This is a genomic window from Allobosea sp. P2_B12 (assembly GCF_056404835.1).
In genome coordinates, this window is record NZ_JBFUDG010000005.1 from 171,829 (window position 1) to 186,718 (window position 14,890).

The 14,890-nt window shown below is 68.1% G+C and carries 13 protein-coding genes and 1 tRNA gene; 9 read left to right on the forward strand and 5 right to left on the reverse strand.

Annotation, left to right across the window (positions count from 1 at the left end):
• Positions 1 to 125 precede the first annotated feature (125 nt).
• Genes AC1DYU_RS14455 through AC1DYU_RS14465 form a run of 3 tightly spaced genes read left to right on the forward strand, consistent with a single transcriptional unit; the run spans position 126 to position 2,821 of the window.
• Positions 126 to 1,052 (forward strand): iron ABC transporter substrate-binding protein, encoded by a 927-nt coding sequence (locus AC1DYU_RS14455; protein ID WP_476792226.1) that lies wholly within the window; start codon positions 126 to 128, stop codon positions 1,050 to 1,052.
• Between the two features lie 6 nt (positions 1,053 to 1,058).
• Positions 1,059 to 2,069 carry a FecCD family ABC transporter permease gene (locus AC1DYU_RS14460; RefSeq protein ID WP_476792227.1) on the forward strand — a complete coding sequence of 337 codons (1,011 nt, stop codon included), beginning with the start codon at positions 1,059 to 1,061 and terminating at the stop codon, positions 2,067 to 2,069.
• Complete coding sequence (locus tag AC1DYU_RS14465) at positions 2,066 to 2,821, forward strand: ABC transporter ATP-binding protein (RefSeq protein WP_476792228.1); 756 nt, start codon at positions 2,066 to 2,068, stop codon at positions 2,819 to 2,821. The genes AC1DYU_RS14460 and AC1DYU_RS14465 overlap by 4 nt, the downstream gene beginning before the upstream one ends.
• A 281-nt stretch (positions 2,822 to 3,102) precedes the next feature.
• On the opposite strand, the gene AC1DYU_RS14470 is transcribed toward AC1DYU_RS14465, so the two are convergent.
• A tRNA-Ser gene (locus AC1DYU_RS14470) sits at positions 3,103 to 3,192 on the reverse strand.
• A 251-nt stretch (positions 3,193 to 3,443) separates the two neighbouring features.
• Here AC1DYU_RS14470 and AC1DYU_RS14475 point away from each other — a divergent pair.
• The 4 genes from AC1DYU_RS14475 to olsB all read left to right on the forward strand — a co-directional run bounded on the left by AC1DYU_RS14475 (position 3,444) and on the right by olsB (position 8,684).
• Entirely contained in the window at positions 3,444 to 3,767 is a 324-nt protein-coding gene (locus AC1DYU_RS14475; RefSeq protein WP_476792229.1) for a PetM family of cytochrome b6f complex subunit 7, read from the forward strand.
• A 104-nt stretch (positions 3,768 to 3,871) separates the two neighbouring features.
• Complete coding sequence (locus AC1DYU_RS14480) at positions 3,872 to 5,410, forward strand: YifB family Mg chelatase-like AAA ATPase (RefSeq protein WP_476792408.1); 1,539 nt, start codon at positions 3,872 to 3,874, stop codon at positions 5,408 to 5,410.
• A gap of 111 nt (positions 5,411 to 5,521) precedes the next feature.
• Positions 5,522 to 7,621 (forward strand): ATP-binding protein, encoded by a 2,100-nt coding sequence (locus tag AC1DYU_RS14485; RefSeq protein ID WP_476792230.1) that lies wholly within the window; start codon positions 5,522 to 5,524, stop codon positions 7,619 to 7,621.
• Positions 7,622 to 7,775: 154 nt separating this feature from the next.
• Positions 7,776 to 8,684, forward strand: coding sequence for a l-ornithine N(alpha)-acyltransferase (olsB, locus tag AC1DYU_RS14490; protein ID WP_476792231.1), 909 nt, complete (start codon positions 7,776 to 7,778; stop codon positions 8,682 to 8,684).
• A 15-nt stretch (positions 8,685 to 8,699) separates the two neighbouring features.
• On the opposite strand, the gene AC1DYU_RS14495 is transcribed toward olsB, so the two are convergent.
• From AC1DYU_RS14495 to AC1DYU_RS14505, 3 genes are read right to left on the reverse strand one after another with little or no spacing between them, the layout of a single operon-like run.
• The gene (locus AC1DYU_RS14495; protein ID WP_476792232.1) at positions 8,700 to 9,563 is read right to left on the reverse strand and encodes an SDR family oxidoreductase; all 864 of its coding nucleotides are present in this window, start codon (positions 9,561 to 9,563) and stop codon (positions 8,700 to 8,702) included.
• A complete protein-coding gene (queG, locus tag AC1DYU_RS14500; protein WP_476792233.1) occupies positions 9,560 to 10,798 on the reverse strand; it encodes a tRNA epoxyqueuosine(34) reductase QueG in 1,239 nt (412 codons plus the stop codon). The genes AC1DYU_RS14495 and queG overlap by 4 nt, the downstream gene beginning before the upstream one ends.
• Complete coding sequence (locus AC1DYU_RS14505) at positions 10,696 to 11,388, reverse strand: glutathione S-transferase family protein (protein WP_158484467.1); 693 nt, start codon at positions 11,386 to 11,388, stop codon at positions 10,696 to 10,698. Before AC1DYU_RS14505 ends, queG begins: the two co-directional genes overlap by 103 nt.
• A gap of 248 nt (positions 11,389 to 11,636) precedes the next feature.
• On the opposite strand from AC1DYU_RS14505, the gene AC1DYU_RS14510 reads away from it, so the two are divergent.
• Complete coding sequence (locus AC1DYU_RS14510; protein ID WP_476792234.1) at positions 11,637 to 12,434, forward strand: undecaprenyl-diphosphate phosphatase; 798 nt, start codon at positions 11,637 to 11,639, stop codon at positions 12,432 to 12,434.
• 53 nt (positions 12,435 to 12,487) lie between these two features.
• Positions 12,488 to 13,090 carry a hypothetical protein gene (locus AC1DYU_RS14515; protein WP_476792235.1) on the forward strand — a complete coding sequence of 201 codons (603 nt, stop codon included), beginning with the start codon at positions 12,488 to 12,490 and terminating at the stop codon, positions 13,088 to 13,090.
• 12 nt (positions 13,091 to 13,102) lie between these two features.
• Here the strand turns inward: AC1DYU_RS14515 and AC1DYU_RS14520 are convergent, their stop codons facing one another.
• Positions 13,103 to 14,824, reverse strand: coding sequence for an MFS transporter (locus AC1DYU_RS14520; RefSeq protein WP_476792236.1), 1,722 nt, complete (start codon positions 14,822 to 14,824; stop codon positions 13,103 to 13,105).
• Positions 14,825 to 14,890 lie beyond the last annotated feature (66 nt).

Below are 14,890 nucleotides of genomic sequence, written 5' to 3' on the forward strand. Positions count from 1 at the left end.
TCAAAACAGGGCCAACCCCGATGCGTTCTCATAACCGCCGCGCCGTACTTTTGGGCCTCGGCGCGTTCGTTGCCGCACCGCGAGTCGCTCGCTCAGCGACGGTTCGCGACGGGGCCGGCCGGGAAGTGTCGATCCCCGCAACCATTACGCGCGTCTTTCCCGCCGGCCCACCCGCCGCGATCCAGCTCTACACGCTGGCGCCCGATCTGCTGCTCGGCTGGCCTCGCGCCAACCGGCCAGAGGAGCGCGAATTCCTGCTGCCCGGCATCGGCGACAAGCCGGAGATCGGCCGCATCACCGGGCGCGGCAACAGCGCCAATCTCGAAGCCGTGCTCCAACTCCAGCCCGATTTGATCGTCGATGCCGGCTCGACGGGCGGAACTTATGTCGAGCTGGCCGAGCGCGTGCAGGGCCAGACCGGCATCCCCTACGCCCTGCTCGACGGCCGCTTCAGCGCGATCTCCGAAAGCTACCGCATTCTCGGGCGGCTCACCGGCCGCAGCGAGCGCGCCGAGACGCTGGCGACGTGGTGCGAGACCGCGATGGCGACGATCCAGGGCCGGATTGCCGGCATTCCGCCAGACAGGCGTCCATCGGTCTATTATGCCCGTGGGCCGCGAGGTCTCGAGACCGGCCTTGGTGGCTCGATCAATGTCGAGACCTTGTCCTTCCTCTGCGCCCGAAACGTCGCCGACCACCCCGGCAGCGGCCTCGCGCAGGTCTCGCTCGAACAGGTGCTGGCCTGGAACCCGGAGGTGATCGTCACCATCGACCTCGCCTTCTCCGTTTCCGTGCGCGCCGATCCGCTTTGGGCGGACGTCCGGGCCGTGAAGACCGGCCGCGTCCATCTCTCGCCGAAGCTGCCCTTCGGGTGGGTCGATTTCCCGCCTTCGGTCAATCGCATGGTCGGGCTCTGGTGGCTGGCCAAGCTGCTCTACCCGCAGGCCTTTCCCGAGGGCATTCGCGGAATCGCGCGCGAATTCCATACGCTGTTTTACCAGGTGAGGCCGAGCGAGGCGCAGCTCGACCGCATCCTTGCGGGGCGGGGCTAGCGACGCATGCCTTCATCCTTGCGCGGAAACGCCATCGCGCTCGCGCTGCTCGCCATCGCCATCCTGCTCGCCTTCGGGCTTGGACGGTTCCCGATCGGCCCCGGCGATCTGGCTCGCCTGCTCTGGTCCGGCCTGAGCGGCCAGCCCTCCGGCCTGCCGCCGCAGATCGAGATCGTGATCTGGAATATCCGCGGGCCGCGCGTGCTCGCGGCCCTGCTCTGCGGGGCTGCGCTCGCCGTCGCAGGTACGGCCTTCCAGGGCCTGTTCCGCAACCCGCTGGTCTCGCCCGACATCCTCGGCGCCTCATCGGGCGCGGCGCTCGGCGCGGTCATCGGCATCTATCTCTCGCTCGGCCTCTTCGCGATCCAGCTCTCGGCCTTCATCGGCGGGCTCATCGCGGTCGGTGCGGTCTATGCGGTCGGATCGACGATCCGGCGCGGCGATCCCGTACTGGTGCTGGTGCTGACCGGCGTCGTCATCGGCTCGCTGCTCGGCGCCGGCATCGGCCTCGTGAAATACTGGGCCGACCCCTACAACCAACTTCCCGCCATGACCTTCTGGCTGCTTGGCAGCCTGGCGGGGACCGCCAAGGCCGACCTTGTGCCGCTGCTCGGACCCGTCTTGCTCGGCTGCGCCGTGCTGGTCGCGCTGCGCTGGCGCATGAACGCGATGTCCCTGCCGGAGGAGGAAGCCCGCGCGCTCGGCTTGCGCACCGGACCTTTACGCCTCGCCATCGTCGTCGCCGCGACATTGGTGACGGCGGCGAGCGTCGCGACGGCCGGCATCATCGGCTGGGTTGGGCTCGTCGTGCCGCATCTCGCGCGCTTCCTCGTCGGCCCCGATTTCGGCAAGCTGGTGCCGACAACCGCCGTCCTCGGCGACGGCTATATGCTCGTCATCGACACGCTGGCGCGGACAGTCGGCCCGGTCGAGACGCCGCTCGGCATCCTCACTGCCGTGATCGGCACACCGTTCTTCATCTGGCTGCTGGCCTCGGCGCGCGGAGGCTGGACGTGAGCCTTGCCGCCGCCAACCTGACCTATGGCTATCGCGAGCGCGTCATCGGCCGCGGCATCGCGCTCGACCTCGCACGCGGCGAGGTGCTGGCCCTGCTCGGTCCCAATGGCAGCGGCAAGACCACCCTGCTGAAAACGCTGCTCGGTTTGCTGGCAGCACAGGGCGGCTCGCTGACGTTGGATGGCGTGCCCATCGCGCCGCCGCAGCGCGCCCGCGCGCTCGGCTATGTGCCGCAGGCCCATGCCGGCACCTTCGCCTTCACGGTGCTGTCGGTCGTACGGATGGGACGCAGCGCCCATGGCGGGCTTTTCGCCGCCCCCTCCGCCCGCGATCATGAGGTAGCCCATGCGATGCTCGAACGGCTCGGCATCGCCCGACTTGCCGAGCGTCCCTACACGCTGATCTCCGGCGGCGAGCGCCAGTTGGTGCTGATCGCCCGGGCGCTGGCGCAGGAGCCGGCCTATGTCGTCCTGGACGAGCCGACCGCGAGCCTCGACTTCGGCAATCAGGGCCGGGTGATGAGCGAAATCCGCCGGCTAGCTGCCGAAGGCCTCGGCGTGCTCTTCACGACCCACGACCCCAACCAGGCCCTGCGCCATGCCGACCGCGTCATGATGATCCGCGACGGAGAGGCGCTGGCGAGCGGGCGCGCAGATGACCTGCTCACCCCGGAACGGCTGGAGTGCCTCTATGGCGTCCGCATTGAGATGTTGCGCGATGCGAATGGCCAGGTGGCGTTCCTCCCCGGATAGTTCACGCGAGAGGTCGGAGCTTGCAGGATTATCAGCACGCAAACCGGACGTTACGAGTGTCGGCTTAGGGCCAACTTGAGACATGAACGACGGCAGCTGCCGACCACTTCGGTTCTCGCTCGCAACCGTAGTGGAAGGCTCCGGCGCCGAGAATGGCTCTTGGAAGGCGCCAAGTCTTCTGAGTTTTGGCTCGACGAGAGATATCGGCCCAAGCGCTAACGCCCGGAAACTCCGCCGATTTCGCCGCACTGCGCTGCAAATGTGGGAGGTTGAGAACTAGCTGGCGGACAGGGAGGGATTCGAACCCTCGATACGGTTTCCCGTATACACACTTTCCAGGCGTGCGCCTTCAACCACTCGGCCACCTGTCCGGCGCGCTGCTTATGACCGTCGAGCCGGCTTCTTTCAAGAGCGTTCTGGTGCCGGTCGGCAGATGCCGCGAAAACGGCGCCCGCGGCGGTTGCAAAGCCGCAGCCGAACGGGCACATCGGGCACGAAGGCCGGCAATCGACGAAGCAAGCAATCAACCAAGACTGCGGTCGTCATGGCATGCCGTCCTTCAGGCGCGGCTGCTCGGCAGGTGACAGGCGCGCCGGCTGCAGGGATCGATGAGGACGAACGGATGGTGCGGTTCCTGCTGCGGCTTCTCGGCTATCTCATCGTCGCGGCCGGATTCGTCTCTCTCGTCATCGATGGCGCACGCTCGATCGCCAATTCCTCGCTGCAATACACGCAAACGGGACTGGCGCTGTCGATGCTGCTCGGCGAGCGCATCAACGCGCTCCAGCCCCTGATCGAACGCAGCATCCATCCGCTGCTGTGGGACCCGGTCATGGTCAATCTGCTGCTGGCGCCCGCCGCGCTGATCGCCTTCCTGCTCGGCTTCCTGCTGCTGAAACTCGGCACGCCGCCCGAGCCCAAGATCGGCATCGTCACGAGGCGGTAACCGACCAGCTCATGCGTGACGGTATGGTCGAATAAGTTCCCGATATGTTCTTGCGCGGTTGCGCGCGGTCAGCTAGCCTCTCCTTGGGGAATGGGGTGGTGCTGATGGTGACGCGGGTCGCGACGGTGGCGTTCGAGGGGATCGAGGCGCGCGCCGTCGACGTTCAGGTCCAGGTCACGCCCGGAGGCGTTGCCTTCATCCTGGTGGGATTGCCCGACAAGGCCGTGGGCGAAAGCAAGGAACGCGTGCGCGCCGCGCTGATCGCGTCCGGCCTCGCGCTGCCGGCCAAGCGCATCACCGTCAACCTCGCTCCGGCCGATCTCCCCAAGGAGGGCAGTCATTACGACCTGCCGATCGCGCTGGCCGTGATGGCCGCGATCGGCGCGATCCCCGCCGACGCGCTGGCGGGCTATACCGTGCTGGGCGAGCTTGCGCTCGACGGTTCGATCACGGCGGTGGCCGGCGTGCTGCCGGCGGCGATCGCGGCCTATGGCCGGGGCCAGGGGCTGATCTGCCCGCATGCATCGGGCTCGGAGGCCGCCTGGGCTGCGGCCGATATCGACATTCTCGCGCCGCGTTCGCTGATCCAGCTCGCCAACCACTTCAAGGGCACGCAGGTGATGGCCCGGCCGGAACCGGCGGTGGCGCGGCAATCGGGCCCGCTGCCCGATCTCGCCGACATCAAGGGCCAGGAAAGCGCCAGGCGCGTGCTCGAGATCGCCGCTGCCGGAGGCCACAACCTCCTGATGAACGGTCCGCCGGGCGCGGGCAAGTCGATGCTGGCAAGCCGCTTGCCCTCGATCCTGCCACCGCTCAACCCACGCGAGTTGCTCGAGGTCTCGATGGTGCTGTCCGTCGCCGGCCACCTTGCCGACGGCGCGCTGACCGACCGGCGGCCTTTTCGCGCGCCGCATCACTCGGCCTCGATGGCGGCGCTGGTCGGCGGCGGTCTGCAAGCCAGGCCCGGCGAGGTCTCGCTGGCGCATCACGGCGTGCTCTTCCTCGACGAATTGCCCGAGTTCCAGGCCCAGGCGCTCGATGCGCTGCGCCAGCCGATGGAGACCGGGGACGTGCTGATCTCGCGGGCCAATCACCGCGCCGTCTACCCGGCCCGTTTCCAGCTCGTCGCCGCGATGAACCCTTGCCGCTGTGGCAAGGCGACCGAGCCCGGCTTCGCCTGCCGGCGCCAGCAGAACGAGCGTTGCATGGCACAATACCAGGGCCGCATCTCGGGCCCGATGCTCGACCGCATCGATATTACGATCGATGTTCCAGCCGTCACTGCGGCTGATCTGATCCTGCCGGCGGCGAGCGAGGGTTCGGCGCAGGTCGCCGCCCGCGTCGCCGCGGCGCGGCTCCTCCAGACCGCGCGCTTTGAGGCTTTGGGGCTGTCCAATGTCACGACCAACGCGGCCTGCCCTGCAACGGTGCTCGATGACATCGCCCGGCCGGACAATGCCGGCCTGTCCTTGCTGCGTGACGCCGCCGATGCGATGCGCCTGACCGCGCGCGCCTATCACCGCGTGCTCAAGGTGGCGCGCACGCTGGCCGATCTCGACGGCGAGGCGAAGGTCGGCCGCATCCATCTGGCGGAGGCGCTGTCCTATCGCTCGCGAGGCGACCAGATGGCGCAGGCGGCCTGATCCTCACTCCAGTCGTCGAGGGGCGTGAGGTTAACGGATTGCCTCATGCGATCCGTCAAAATCGCGGCTTCGGCCAACGTTTCTTCAACGGGCCGCTGCTAGATTGGGGCGATGGATCCTCTCTCATCCCCCTGGCCCGCGCTTGCGGTGGTGGCGCTCGCGCTGTTTGCGGGCGTCGCTGCCCTGACATTGCTGCGGCAGCGTGACCGCATCGTCCGGCAGGCGGCGGATCTGGCTGGTGATGTCGAGAAACTCAATGATCGCCTCTGGGCGCTGGCCGACAGCGAGGAGCATTACCGCAGCCTGATCGAGGCGCAGGGCGACCTGATCGTGCGCCGCGACGGCGCCCGCATCGTCTACGCCAATGGCGCCTATGCCGCCCTGCTCGGGCTGGACGAGACCGAGGTCGTCGGCGCCGTTGCCATACCGCAACTGGTGGCCTGCCGCCCCGCTCTGGCACTCGATGGTGGGGCCCGCGTCTTCGACGAGTGCCTCGCGACGCCCGATGGCGAGCGCTGGATTTCCTGGGTCGAGACCGTGGTGCCGGTCGCGCTGGGCAGGACGGTGCTGCAGCGCGTCGGCCGCGACATCACGGCGCGGATCGCCGGCGAACAGGAACTGGTCGAGGCCCGCGCCCGCGCCGAGAGTGCGAACGAGGCGAAATCACGTTTCCTCGCCACGGTCAGCCATGAATTCCGCACGCCGCTCAACGGCATCCTCGGCATGGCCGATCTGCTCGGCGACACCGGGCTCGATCCGGAGCAGACGACCTATGTCCGCGCGCTCAGGACCTCCGGCGAGGCACTGCTCGGGCTCGTCGATGACATTCTCGACTTCGCCAAGGTCGAAGCCGGCAAGCTCGAACTCGCCAGCGAGCGTTTCGATCTCGCCTTGCTGGTCGAGACGGTCTCGGAGCTGATGGCGCCCCGTGCCCAGGCCAAGGGCATCGAGCTCGCCGCCCATCTTGCGCCGGACCTGCCGACGCATCTGATCGGGGACCGCGACAGACTCCGGCAAATCCTGCTCAATCTCGTCGGCAACGCGATCAAGTTCACCGATCAGGGCGGCGTCGGCATCCGCATCGGCCGCGATGGCGACATGGTCGAGATCGCGGTGGCCGATACCGGGCCGGGTATCCCGGAAGACCGCCGCCAGGCGATCTTCGAGGAGTTCGAGCAGGCCGACGATTCCGCGGCGCGCCGGCACGAGGGCACCGGGCTCGGGCTGGCCATCGTGCGCCGGCTCGCCGTGCTGATGGGCGGCTCCGTCGGCGTCGAGGGCAGGGCAGACGACGCCGGGGCAGGCGAGGGCGCGCTCTTCCGTGTCCGCTTGCCTCTGCCGGTCGCCACGGATGCCGCCGCCCCTGCCCCGCCGGACTGGCAGGGCAAGCGCGTGCTGATCGTCTCGGGCGCCCCCTTCGGCGCCGGTTTTCTCCGGGAGACGATCGCGGCAACCGGCGGCATCGCCATGCTGGCCGCGGATGCCGGCGAGGGCCTGGCGCTGCTGCGGGATGGGACAGCTTTCGATGCCGCCCTGATCGATCAGTCGATCGGTTACGAGGCGGCCACCGCCATGGCCGATGCCGCGCGTGCCGCAGGCGTGGCCGATTGCCTGATCATGCTGTCGCCGCTGGAGCGCCGGCAGTTCGGTTCACCGCGTGACGCCGGCTTCACCGGCTTCCTCGTCAAGCCCGTGCGGGCGCGCTCGCTCTATGAGCGGCTGTCGTCCCGGCCTGCGCCGGTCGCGCCGGTCGTCGCGACGCAGGGCTTGCGCCCGCTCTCGCCATCACGCCCCCGGCTCACCGTGCTGGTGGCGGAGGACAACGAGATCAATGCCCTGCTCGCGACCCGGACCCTGGAGCGCTTTGGCTGCGCCGCGATCTGGGCGCGCGACGGCCGCGAGGCGCTGGCGGCGGTCTCGGCCTGCCTGGATGGAACGGGTACGTCCTTCGATCTCGTCCTGCTCGACATCCGCATGCCGGAACTCGATGGGCTCGCCGTGGCGCGCGCCGTCCGGGCGATGGAACGTGACCGTCCCGGCCGGGCGCCGCTGCCGCTCGTCGCCGTCAGCGCCAATGTCGCGGCGGACGACCGGGCGGCCGCGCTCGCCGCCGGAATGGATGATTGCCTGGCTAAGCCTCTCGATCGCGCGGCTCTGCAACGCTGGCTCGACCGCGTCGCGAACCCGCAGGCTTTGACGCTTTCGGCCTGAGAGGTCGTCACCGCTCCGACGCAGTTCTGTCGCGATCCTGTCAGATGACAGGCGCAAATGGTCCCGATTGCCAGAATTGGCGGCCGGTGGAACAAGACGAGCCATGGCACCAGACCTCCACGGATATCCGGCTGAGCCGGCTCGGCATCAGCCGGTGGGGAGCATTCTGTTCGCGCGCTTCTCTCCGTTGAAGCTGATTTCCGGCGACACGATCCGCCGTTTTGGTCGTCCGTCCGGCGCGGCCGATCCGCTATCGGGCACGCTTGGCCGCTCCGGCTCGCTGGAGGTCCGCTTGGCGCGGGGGCCGAGCGAGATCTGGCGGGCGCAGCGCCTGCGCTATCGCGTGTTCTATCAGGAGATGTCGGCCAAGCCCGACGTGGTGTCGCGCATGTTCCGCCGCGATGCCGACCGTTTCGACGGCGCTTGCGACCATCTTCTGGTCATCGACCATGCCGCGCGCGGCCGTTTCGGCGGCGTCAAGCCGAAGATCGTCGGAACCTACAGGTTGATGCGCCAGAGCGCGGCGGCAAGGCTCGGCGGCTTCTACACGCAAGGCGAGTTCGATCTCGCGCCGATGATCGCCGCCCACCCCGGCGAGCGCTTCCTCGAGCTCGGTCGCTCCTGCGTGCTCAAGCCCTATCGCACCAAGAAGACGGTCGAACTGCTCTGGCACGGCATCTGGGCCTATATCCGCCACCACCGCATCGACGCGATGTTCGGTTGCGCCAGCTTCGACGGCACCGACCCCGACGCGCTCGCCTTGCCGCTGAGCTTCCTGCACCACCATGCCAATTCCGCTGGCGAATGGAGCGCTGCGGCCCGCGAGGAACGCCATGTCCCGATGGATCGTCTGCCGGCGGAGATGGTCGACGCCAAGCTCGCGCTGAAGCAGATGCCGCCGCTGATCAAGGGCTATCTGCGCCTCGGCGCTCGTTTTGGCACCGGCGCCGTCGTCGATCGTCAGTTTGGCACCACCGATGTGCTGGTGATCCTGCCCGTGGCGGCGATCGACCAGCGCTATGTCGCCTATTACGGCGACGAGGGTCAGCGCTACGCGGCCTGAGCGCCGCCGGCAGCCTCAGTCCCCGTTCGCCACCAGCGCGGGCAGCGCCTCGCGATAGCTCGGATAGCGGAAGCTGTAGCCGAGCTCGCGTTTCACCAGCGCGTTCGAGACACGCTTGTTCTCGCCATAGAAGCTGGCAGCCATCGGCGAAAGCTTTGCCGGCTCGAAGGGAATTTCCGGCGGAGGCTCCAGCCCGGTCAGGCTCGCGGCGAAGCTCACCACATCCTGCGGCGGGGCCGGCTCGTCATCAGTGACGTTGTAGATCGCCCCCTGGCGCGGATGATCGAGCGAGGCCATCAGGACGCCGGCGATATCGTCGACATGGATGCGGTTGAAGACCTGCCCCGGCTTGATCAGCCGCGTCGCCTTGCCCTGTCGCAGCTTGACGATCGGGTTGCGGCCCGGCCCGTAGATCCCCGACAGCCGGAAAATCTGCACCGCCTTGCCGCTGCGCTCGCCCAGCGCCAGCCAGTCGCGCTCGATGCCGAGCCGCAATTGCGAGCGAAAGCTCGGTCGCGGCGCGGTACTCTCATCGATCCAGGCTCCGCCATGGTCGCCGTAGATTCCGATGGTCGAGAGATAGCCGATCCAGCGCAGGTCTGGAGCAGCCGCCAACTCCTTGCTCAGGCAATCGAGAACGGGGTCGCCCGACTCGCCCGGCTGCACCGAGACCAGCACGGCTTCCGCCTCCGCGAGGGCCTTGGCGAGAAAGGACGACACCGCAAAGCCGTCGAAAACCAGCGTGCGGATGCCTTCGCGGCTCAGCCGCGCCGCCTTGTCGGCCGAGCGCACCGTGCCGGTGACCTCCCATCCCCGCGCCAGGGCGGCGCCCGCGAAGAAGCCGGCCGAATAACCGAGGCCGAGGATCAGGAGCTTCATGAGGCGTTTTCCGGTTCGGCCGCGAACGCCCGCCATTCGCGGCGGACATCGGCGTCGTTCTCTGCGGCGAGCGCGGCGGGCGCAAGCACCAGGGCCCGCGCGGGGGCGAGCCTGATCAGGGCCCAGGCGGCCATGGCGCGCACCAGCGGCGAGGGGTCAGCGACAAGCGCAGCGGCGCTCTCGGCGAGTTCCTGCTGGCCGCTGTTGCCGATCGCGATCAGCACATTGCGGATGAAGCGGTCGCGGCCGGTGCGCTTGACCGGCGTGCCGGAAAACAGCGCCCGGAACGCCGCGTCGTCGAGCCGGGCGAGATCGGCCAGGGGCAGCGCGTCGAGCCCGTCGCGCAGCGCCAGGCGGGTTTCCTGCGCGGCCTCCGCAAACTTGTTCCAGGGGCAGACGGCGAGGCAGTCGTCGCAGCCGAAGACGCGGTTGCCGATGCCGGCGCGCAGGCTCTCATCAATATGGCCGGGGTGCTCGATGGTGAGATAGGCGATGCAGCGGCGCGAATCGAGCTGGTAGGGCGCCGGAAAGGCGTCGGTCGGGCAGATATCGAGACAGCGGGTGCAGGAGCCGCAATGGTCGGTTTCGGGGGCGTCGGGTGGCAGTTCGGCGGTCGTGTAGATCGCGCCGAGGAACAGCCAGGAGCCATGCTCGCGCGAGACCAGGACCGTATGCTTGCCCTGCCAGCCCAGGCCCGCCGCCTGCGCCAGCGGCTTCTCCATCACCGGGGCTGTATCGACGAAGACCTTGACGTCAACGCCTCCTTGCGCGGCGAGGAGCCCGGCCACGCTCTTGAGCTTGCCCTTGATGACGTCGTGATAGTCGCGCCGGCGGGCATAGAGCGAGATTGCGGCCTTGTCGGTCTGCGCGAGGATGGCGAGCGGGTCGCTGTCGGGCGCATAGCTCATGCCGAGCATGACGACCGACTTGGCTTCGCTCCAGAGCTTTCGCGGGTCGGCGCGCTGGTCGGTGCGCTCCTCCATCCAGCCCATGTCGCCATGGTGACCCTCGGCGAGCCAGGCGGCGAGCCGGGCCGGCGCCTCGGGAATGGCATCGACAGAGGCGGTACGTGCGACGGAGAAACCCTCCGCAACAGCGCGCGCGACGACGGCGCGTTTCAGGCGCTCGGCCTTCAAAAATCCAGGTTGTCGTAATGGGCGCTCGGCGCCATGCCCGGCATCCGGTCGTTCAGCAGCGGCCGGAAGCTCGGCCTCGACTTGATCCTCGCATACCATGCGCGGGCCGCCTCGTCCTCTTCCCAGGGCACGTCGCCGAGATAGTCGACGCAGGAGAGATGCGCCGCCGCGGCGAGATCGGCATAGCTCAGTTCCGGGCCAGCCAGCCAGTTCCGCTTGGCCGTTAGCCAGGCGATGTAGCGCAGATGATAGCGCACATTGGCGCGCGCGGCGCGGATCGCGCTCATCTCGGGCGGGCCGCCGCCATCGTCGCGCGCCATGAAGCGCTTCATCACCTTCTCCAGCACCAGCGGGCCGGTGATCTCCTCGTTGAACTTCAGCGAAAACCAGTCGAGCAGGCGGCGGACCTCGACGCGCTCGCCCGGCCCCTCCGGCAGCAGACGGCGTTCGCCCAGGGCCAGCCCACGCGTCTCGTCGAGATACTCCGCGATCGGGCCAGCGCCGGGAACGGCAAGTCCGTTCTCCTCGCGAAACACCGGGGTCGTGCCGGCCGGGTTGAGTTCAAGGAACTCGCGCCGACGTTCCCAGACGCGCTCCTCGATCAGCGCGGCCTCGAGGCCGAATTCGCCGAGCACGAGACGGATGAAGCGCGAATGCGGGCATAGCGGGTAATGATGAAGGGTCGCCATGGCACTCTTGAAGCAGGCAGGTGCGGCCGAAGCGGGGCCACAGGATGAAACGCATCCCGATATGCGCCGGGCGCACGCTATAATCCCGCCCGGACGGCCTCACAACCCGTCGGGACGGCGAATGCGCGATTCGCCGCGGTTCGGTTTGAGGTTTGGTAACCAATTTGCAAAGGGCTGGGCATATCGAGAGCTGCGGTTTACGGATGCCGCGCCGACGCAGACCCTAAGTCGCACGAGGACAGCCTCACATGGAAAATATGATCGAAGCGCTGGTCCTCGGCATCGTCGAGGGCCTGACCGAATTCCTGCCGGTGTCCTCGACCGGGCATCTGCTGCTTCTCGGGCATTTCCTCGGCTTTGAGTCCAACGGGAAGTCCTTCGAGGTTCTCGTCCAGCTCGGCGCGATCCTGGCGATCACGCTGGTCTATTTCCGTCGCCTGCTCGACATCGCCCTGCGGATTCCCAGCGATCCCGCCGCGCGGCGCTTCGTCCTCGGCGTGCTCGTCGCCTTCCTGCCGGCCGCGCTGATCGGGGCGGTGCTGCACGGCTTCATCAAGGGCGTGCTGTTCAACCCATTCATCGTCTGCTGCGCGCTGATCGCCGGCGGGCTCATCCTGCTCGTGGTCGATGATCTCGAGCTCGAGGAGAAGTATCAGGACGCCACGACCTTCCCGCTGCCGATGTATTTCAAGATCGGCCTGATCCAGTGCCTGGCGATGATTCCCGGCGTGTCGCGCTCCGGCTCGACCATCGTCGGCGCCATGCTGCTGGGATCGAGCAAGCGCGCGGCGGCGGAGTTCTCCTTCTTCCTGGCCATGCCGACCATGGCCGGCGCCTTCGCCTACGACCTGCTCAAGAGCTACAAGACGCTGACCTTCGACGACGTGACGCTGGTCGCCATCGGCTTCGTCGCCGCCTTCGTCTCGGCGCTGATCGTGGTTCGCAGCTTCCTCGACTTCGTCTCGAAGCGCGGCTTCGCCGTCTTCGCTTGGTGGCGGATCGTGGTCGGGCTCTTCGGGCTGGCAGGGCTCTGGATCGTGGGCTAGGTCGCGGCCGGCTGCCCTTGCGGCAAGAGAACGATTTCGGCACATTCATCGGCATGGAACCGGTGCCGCCACCGAGAGACGAGGCGCGCTTCGATCTCTGCATCGGACGCGCGGGCCGGTTCGCCAAGCGAACCGAGTCGACCCTCGTTCTGACCGAGGACGGTATCGACTATCAGCTCGATGGCCGCTCGGGCTTGCGCCCCTATGCCGGTTTGAAGCTGATCCAGATTCAGATGACCTTGCCCGAGCCGCACCTCGCCGCGCTGGTCGAGCTCCATTTCACGCGAGGCTGGCCGTTGGTCGTCCATTCCTCCACACTCGACGGTGGCATGTCGCCGCAACGAAGCCGAAGCTTCGTTGCCTTCCTCGTGGAACTGCATCGCCGCCTCGGGCCGCAGGACCGCGCCCGCATTGCGTTTCGCAGCGGCGTCTCCCGGGCCAGGCACATCGTGCTGAGCGTCGGCGCCGCGGTGATCGCGGCACCTTTCGCGTTCGTGTTGCTGCTCACCCTGACCGGGCGCGTGCCTATCGCTGAATCGATCTGGCCGCTCGTCGCGGGAGGGGCCTTGGCCGCGGGTTTCATCAAGCTTGCGATCTGGACCACGCCGGGCACCTACAGCCCCGATCGCCTGCCGGAGGGCCTGCAGCCGCCTTAGCAAGGTCCTTAATCAGCCGTTATGGCCCGTCGGCTCCGGCGGGTGTTGATGCTGCATCGGCAGGCCGCGCGGCAGGGTCGCGGTCTCGCGTTCGATCATCCGGTGCACGACGGGCGGGTTGGGGCCCTTGTGCAGCGCCCTGACCCGATCGCTGATATCGGCGTCGGCCAGCGTCACCCGCTGCGCCTGCCGGACATATTCGACCCAGGTCGGGCTGTCATAGCGCTCGACCCAGAGCTCGGCGTCTGTCAGGTCGCGCAGCAGCGTCCAGTGCCGCGCGCCGTCGCGGCGGCGGATGCGGCGGCGCTCGGCCATCGCCTTGAGGAATTCGACGACGTCCTCCTCGCGGATCAGCCATTCGATCGTGACGATCACCGGCCCGCTGCGCGGCTCAATGTCGACAGCGACCTTGGGCTCGCGCCAGCGGCTGAGCGGATCGAGATTGAGCGCCTCCAGCGGCGGCAATTCGTAGCGCAGTCCGAGCGCGGCGCCCGCAAGCAAAGCGAAGGCCGAGATCAGCAGCGCCTGCTCGGGGCCCCAATGCAGCGTCGCCTGCCCCCAGGCCCAGCTTCCCGATGCCATCCCGCCGAAGGCGGCCATCTGGTAGATCGCCAGCGCCCGGCCCACGACCCATCGCGGCGCGGAGAGCTGAACCGTCGCGTTGAAGGTCGATAGCGTCAGCACCCAGCAGGCACCGCCAACGGCCAGCGCCGGCATGGTCAGCCACATCGTCGTGCTGACGCCGATGATCGCGGCCGCAGTCGCGTAGGCCGCGAAGGTCGAGCGCACCAGCGCCTCGGTCGTCAGCATCCGGCGCAGGCGGGCACTCATGAAGGCGCCAACGACCGCGCCCGCCCCGAATGCGCCCAGCAGCACGCCGAAGACGAGCGGCCCGCCCTTGACGAGATCGCGCGCGATCAGTGGCAGGAGCGCGAGCGCGACGATGCCGCCGAAGCCGAAGGCGAAGGAGCGCAGGATGACGCTGCGGATATTGGGCGACATCGCGACATAGCGCACGCCGGCGCTCATCGCGATCAGCAGCGTCTCGCGCGGCAGCAGGCGCTCGATGCGCGGCGGCTGCCAGCGCACCAGCACGGTGATCAGCGCGATATAGCTGAAGGCGTTGATGACGAAGGCGGCGACCGCGCCGGCCGCCGCAACGATCGCGCCGCCGATCGCCGGGCCGACGCTGCGGGCGATGTTGAAGGCGACGCTGTTCAGCGTCACCGCCGCCGGCACATCGCGTCGCGGCACCATGTCGCCGACGGAGGATTGCCAGGCGGGGTTGTTGAGCGCGGTGCCGCAGCCGATCAGGAAGGTGAAGCCGAGCAGCAGCCAGGGCGTCATCACATTGAGCCAGGCCGACAGTGCGAACAGGATCGACACGGCCAGCATGAAGCCCTGCGCCGTCAGCATGATGCGCCGCCGGTCGTAATTGTCGGAGATCGCGCCCGCCGCCAGCGAGAACATCATCACCGGCAGCGTCGTCGAGGCCTGGACGAGCGCGACCATGTCCGGCGAATCGGCGATCGAGGTCATCATCCACGACGCGCCGACCATCTGGACGAGGCCGCCGAAATTGGAAGCGAGACTGGCGAACCACACAGCGCGAAAGATCGGCTGGCGCAGTGGCAGGAACGGGGAATTTCGCCCCGATTCCGGCGCTACCCCCTCGGAAGCGAGTTCGGCTTCCGCGATGTCGGCTATCGGCTGGGCATTCGGATCGTCAGGCATGCCATAGGGTTAGAGCCTGCGGACAGGCCTGCCAACCGCGATTGCTGCATGGGCCGCGCAAAGCTT

What these genes read in the sequence shown, in the direction of transcription:
- AC1DYU_RS14515 (WP_476792235.1), top strand. Translation starts at nt 12,488, where the DNA reads ATGGAACCGGTGCCGCCACCGAGAGACGAGGCGCGCTTCGATCTCTGC.
- queG (WP_476792233.1), bottom strand. Translation starts at nt 10,798, where the DNA reads ATGGTATGCGAGGATCAAGTCGAGGCCGAGCTTCCGGCCGCTGCTGAA.
- AC1DYU_RS14460 (WP_476792227.1), top strand. Translation starts at nt 1,059, where the DNA reads ATGCCTTCATCCTTGCGCGGAAACGCCATCGCGCTCGCGCTGCTCGCC.
- AC1DYU_RS14480 (WP_476792408.1), top strand. Translation starts at nt 3,872, where the DNA reads ATGGTGACGCGGGTCGCGACGGTGGCGTTCGAGGGGATCGAGGCGCGC.
- AC1DYU_RS14520 (WP_476792236.1), bottom strand. Translation starts at nt 14,824, where the DNA reads ATGCCTGACGATCCGAATGCCCAGCCGATAGCCGACATCGCGGAAGCC.
- AC1DYU_RS14505 (WP_158484467.1), bottom strand. Translation starts at nt 11,388, where the DNA reads ATGGCGACCCTTCATCATTACCCGCTATGCCCGCATTCGCGCTTCATC.
- AC1DYU_RS14475 (WP_476792229.1), top strand. Translation starts at nt 3,444, where the DNA reads ATGGTGCGGTTCCTGCTGCGGCTTCTCGGCTATCTCATCGTCGCGGCC.
- AC1DYU_RS14495 (WP_476792232.1), bottom strand. Translation starts at nt 9,563, where the DNA reads ATGAAGCTCCTGATCCTCGGCCTCGGTTATTCGGCCGGCTTCTTCGCG.
- AC1DYU_RS14510 (WP_476792234.1), top strand. Translation starts at nt 11,637, where the DNA reads ATGGAAAATATGATCGAAGCGCTGGTCCTCGGCATCGTCGAGGGCCTG.
- AC1DYU_RS14485 (WP_476792230.1), top strand. Translation starts at nt 5,522, where the DNA reads ATGGATCCTCTCTCATCCCCCTGGCCCGCGCTTGCGGTGGTGGCGCTC.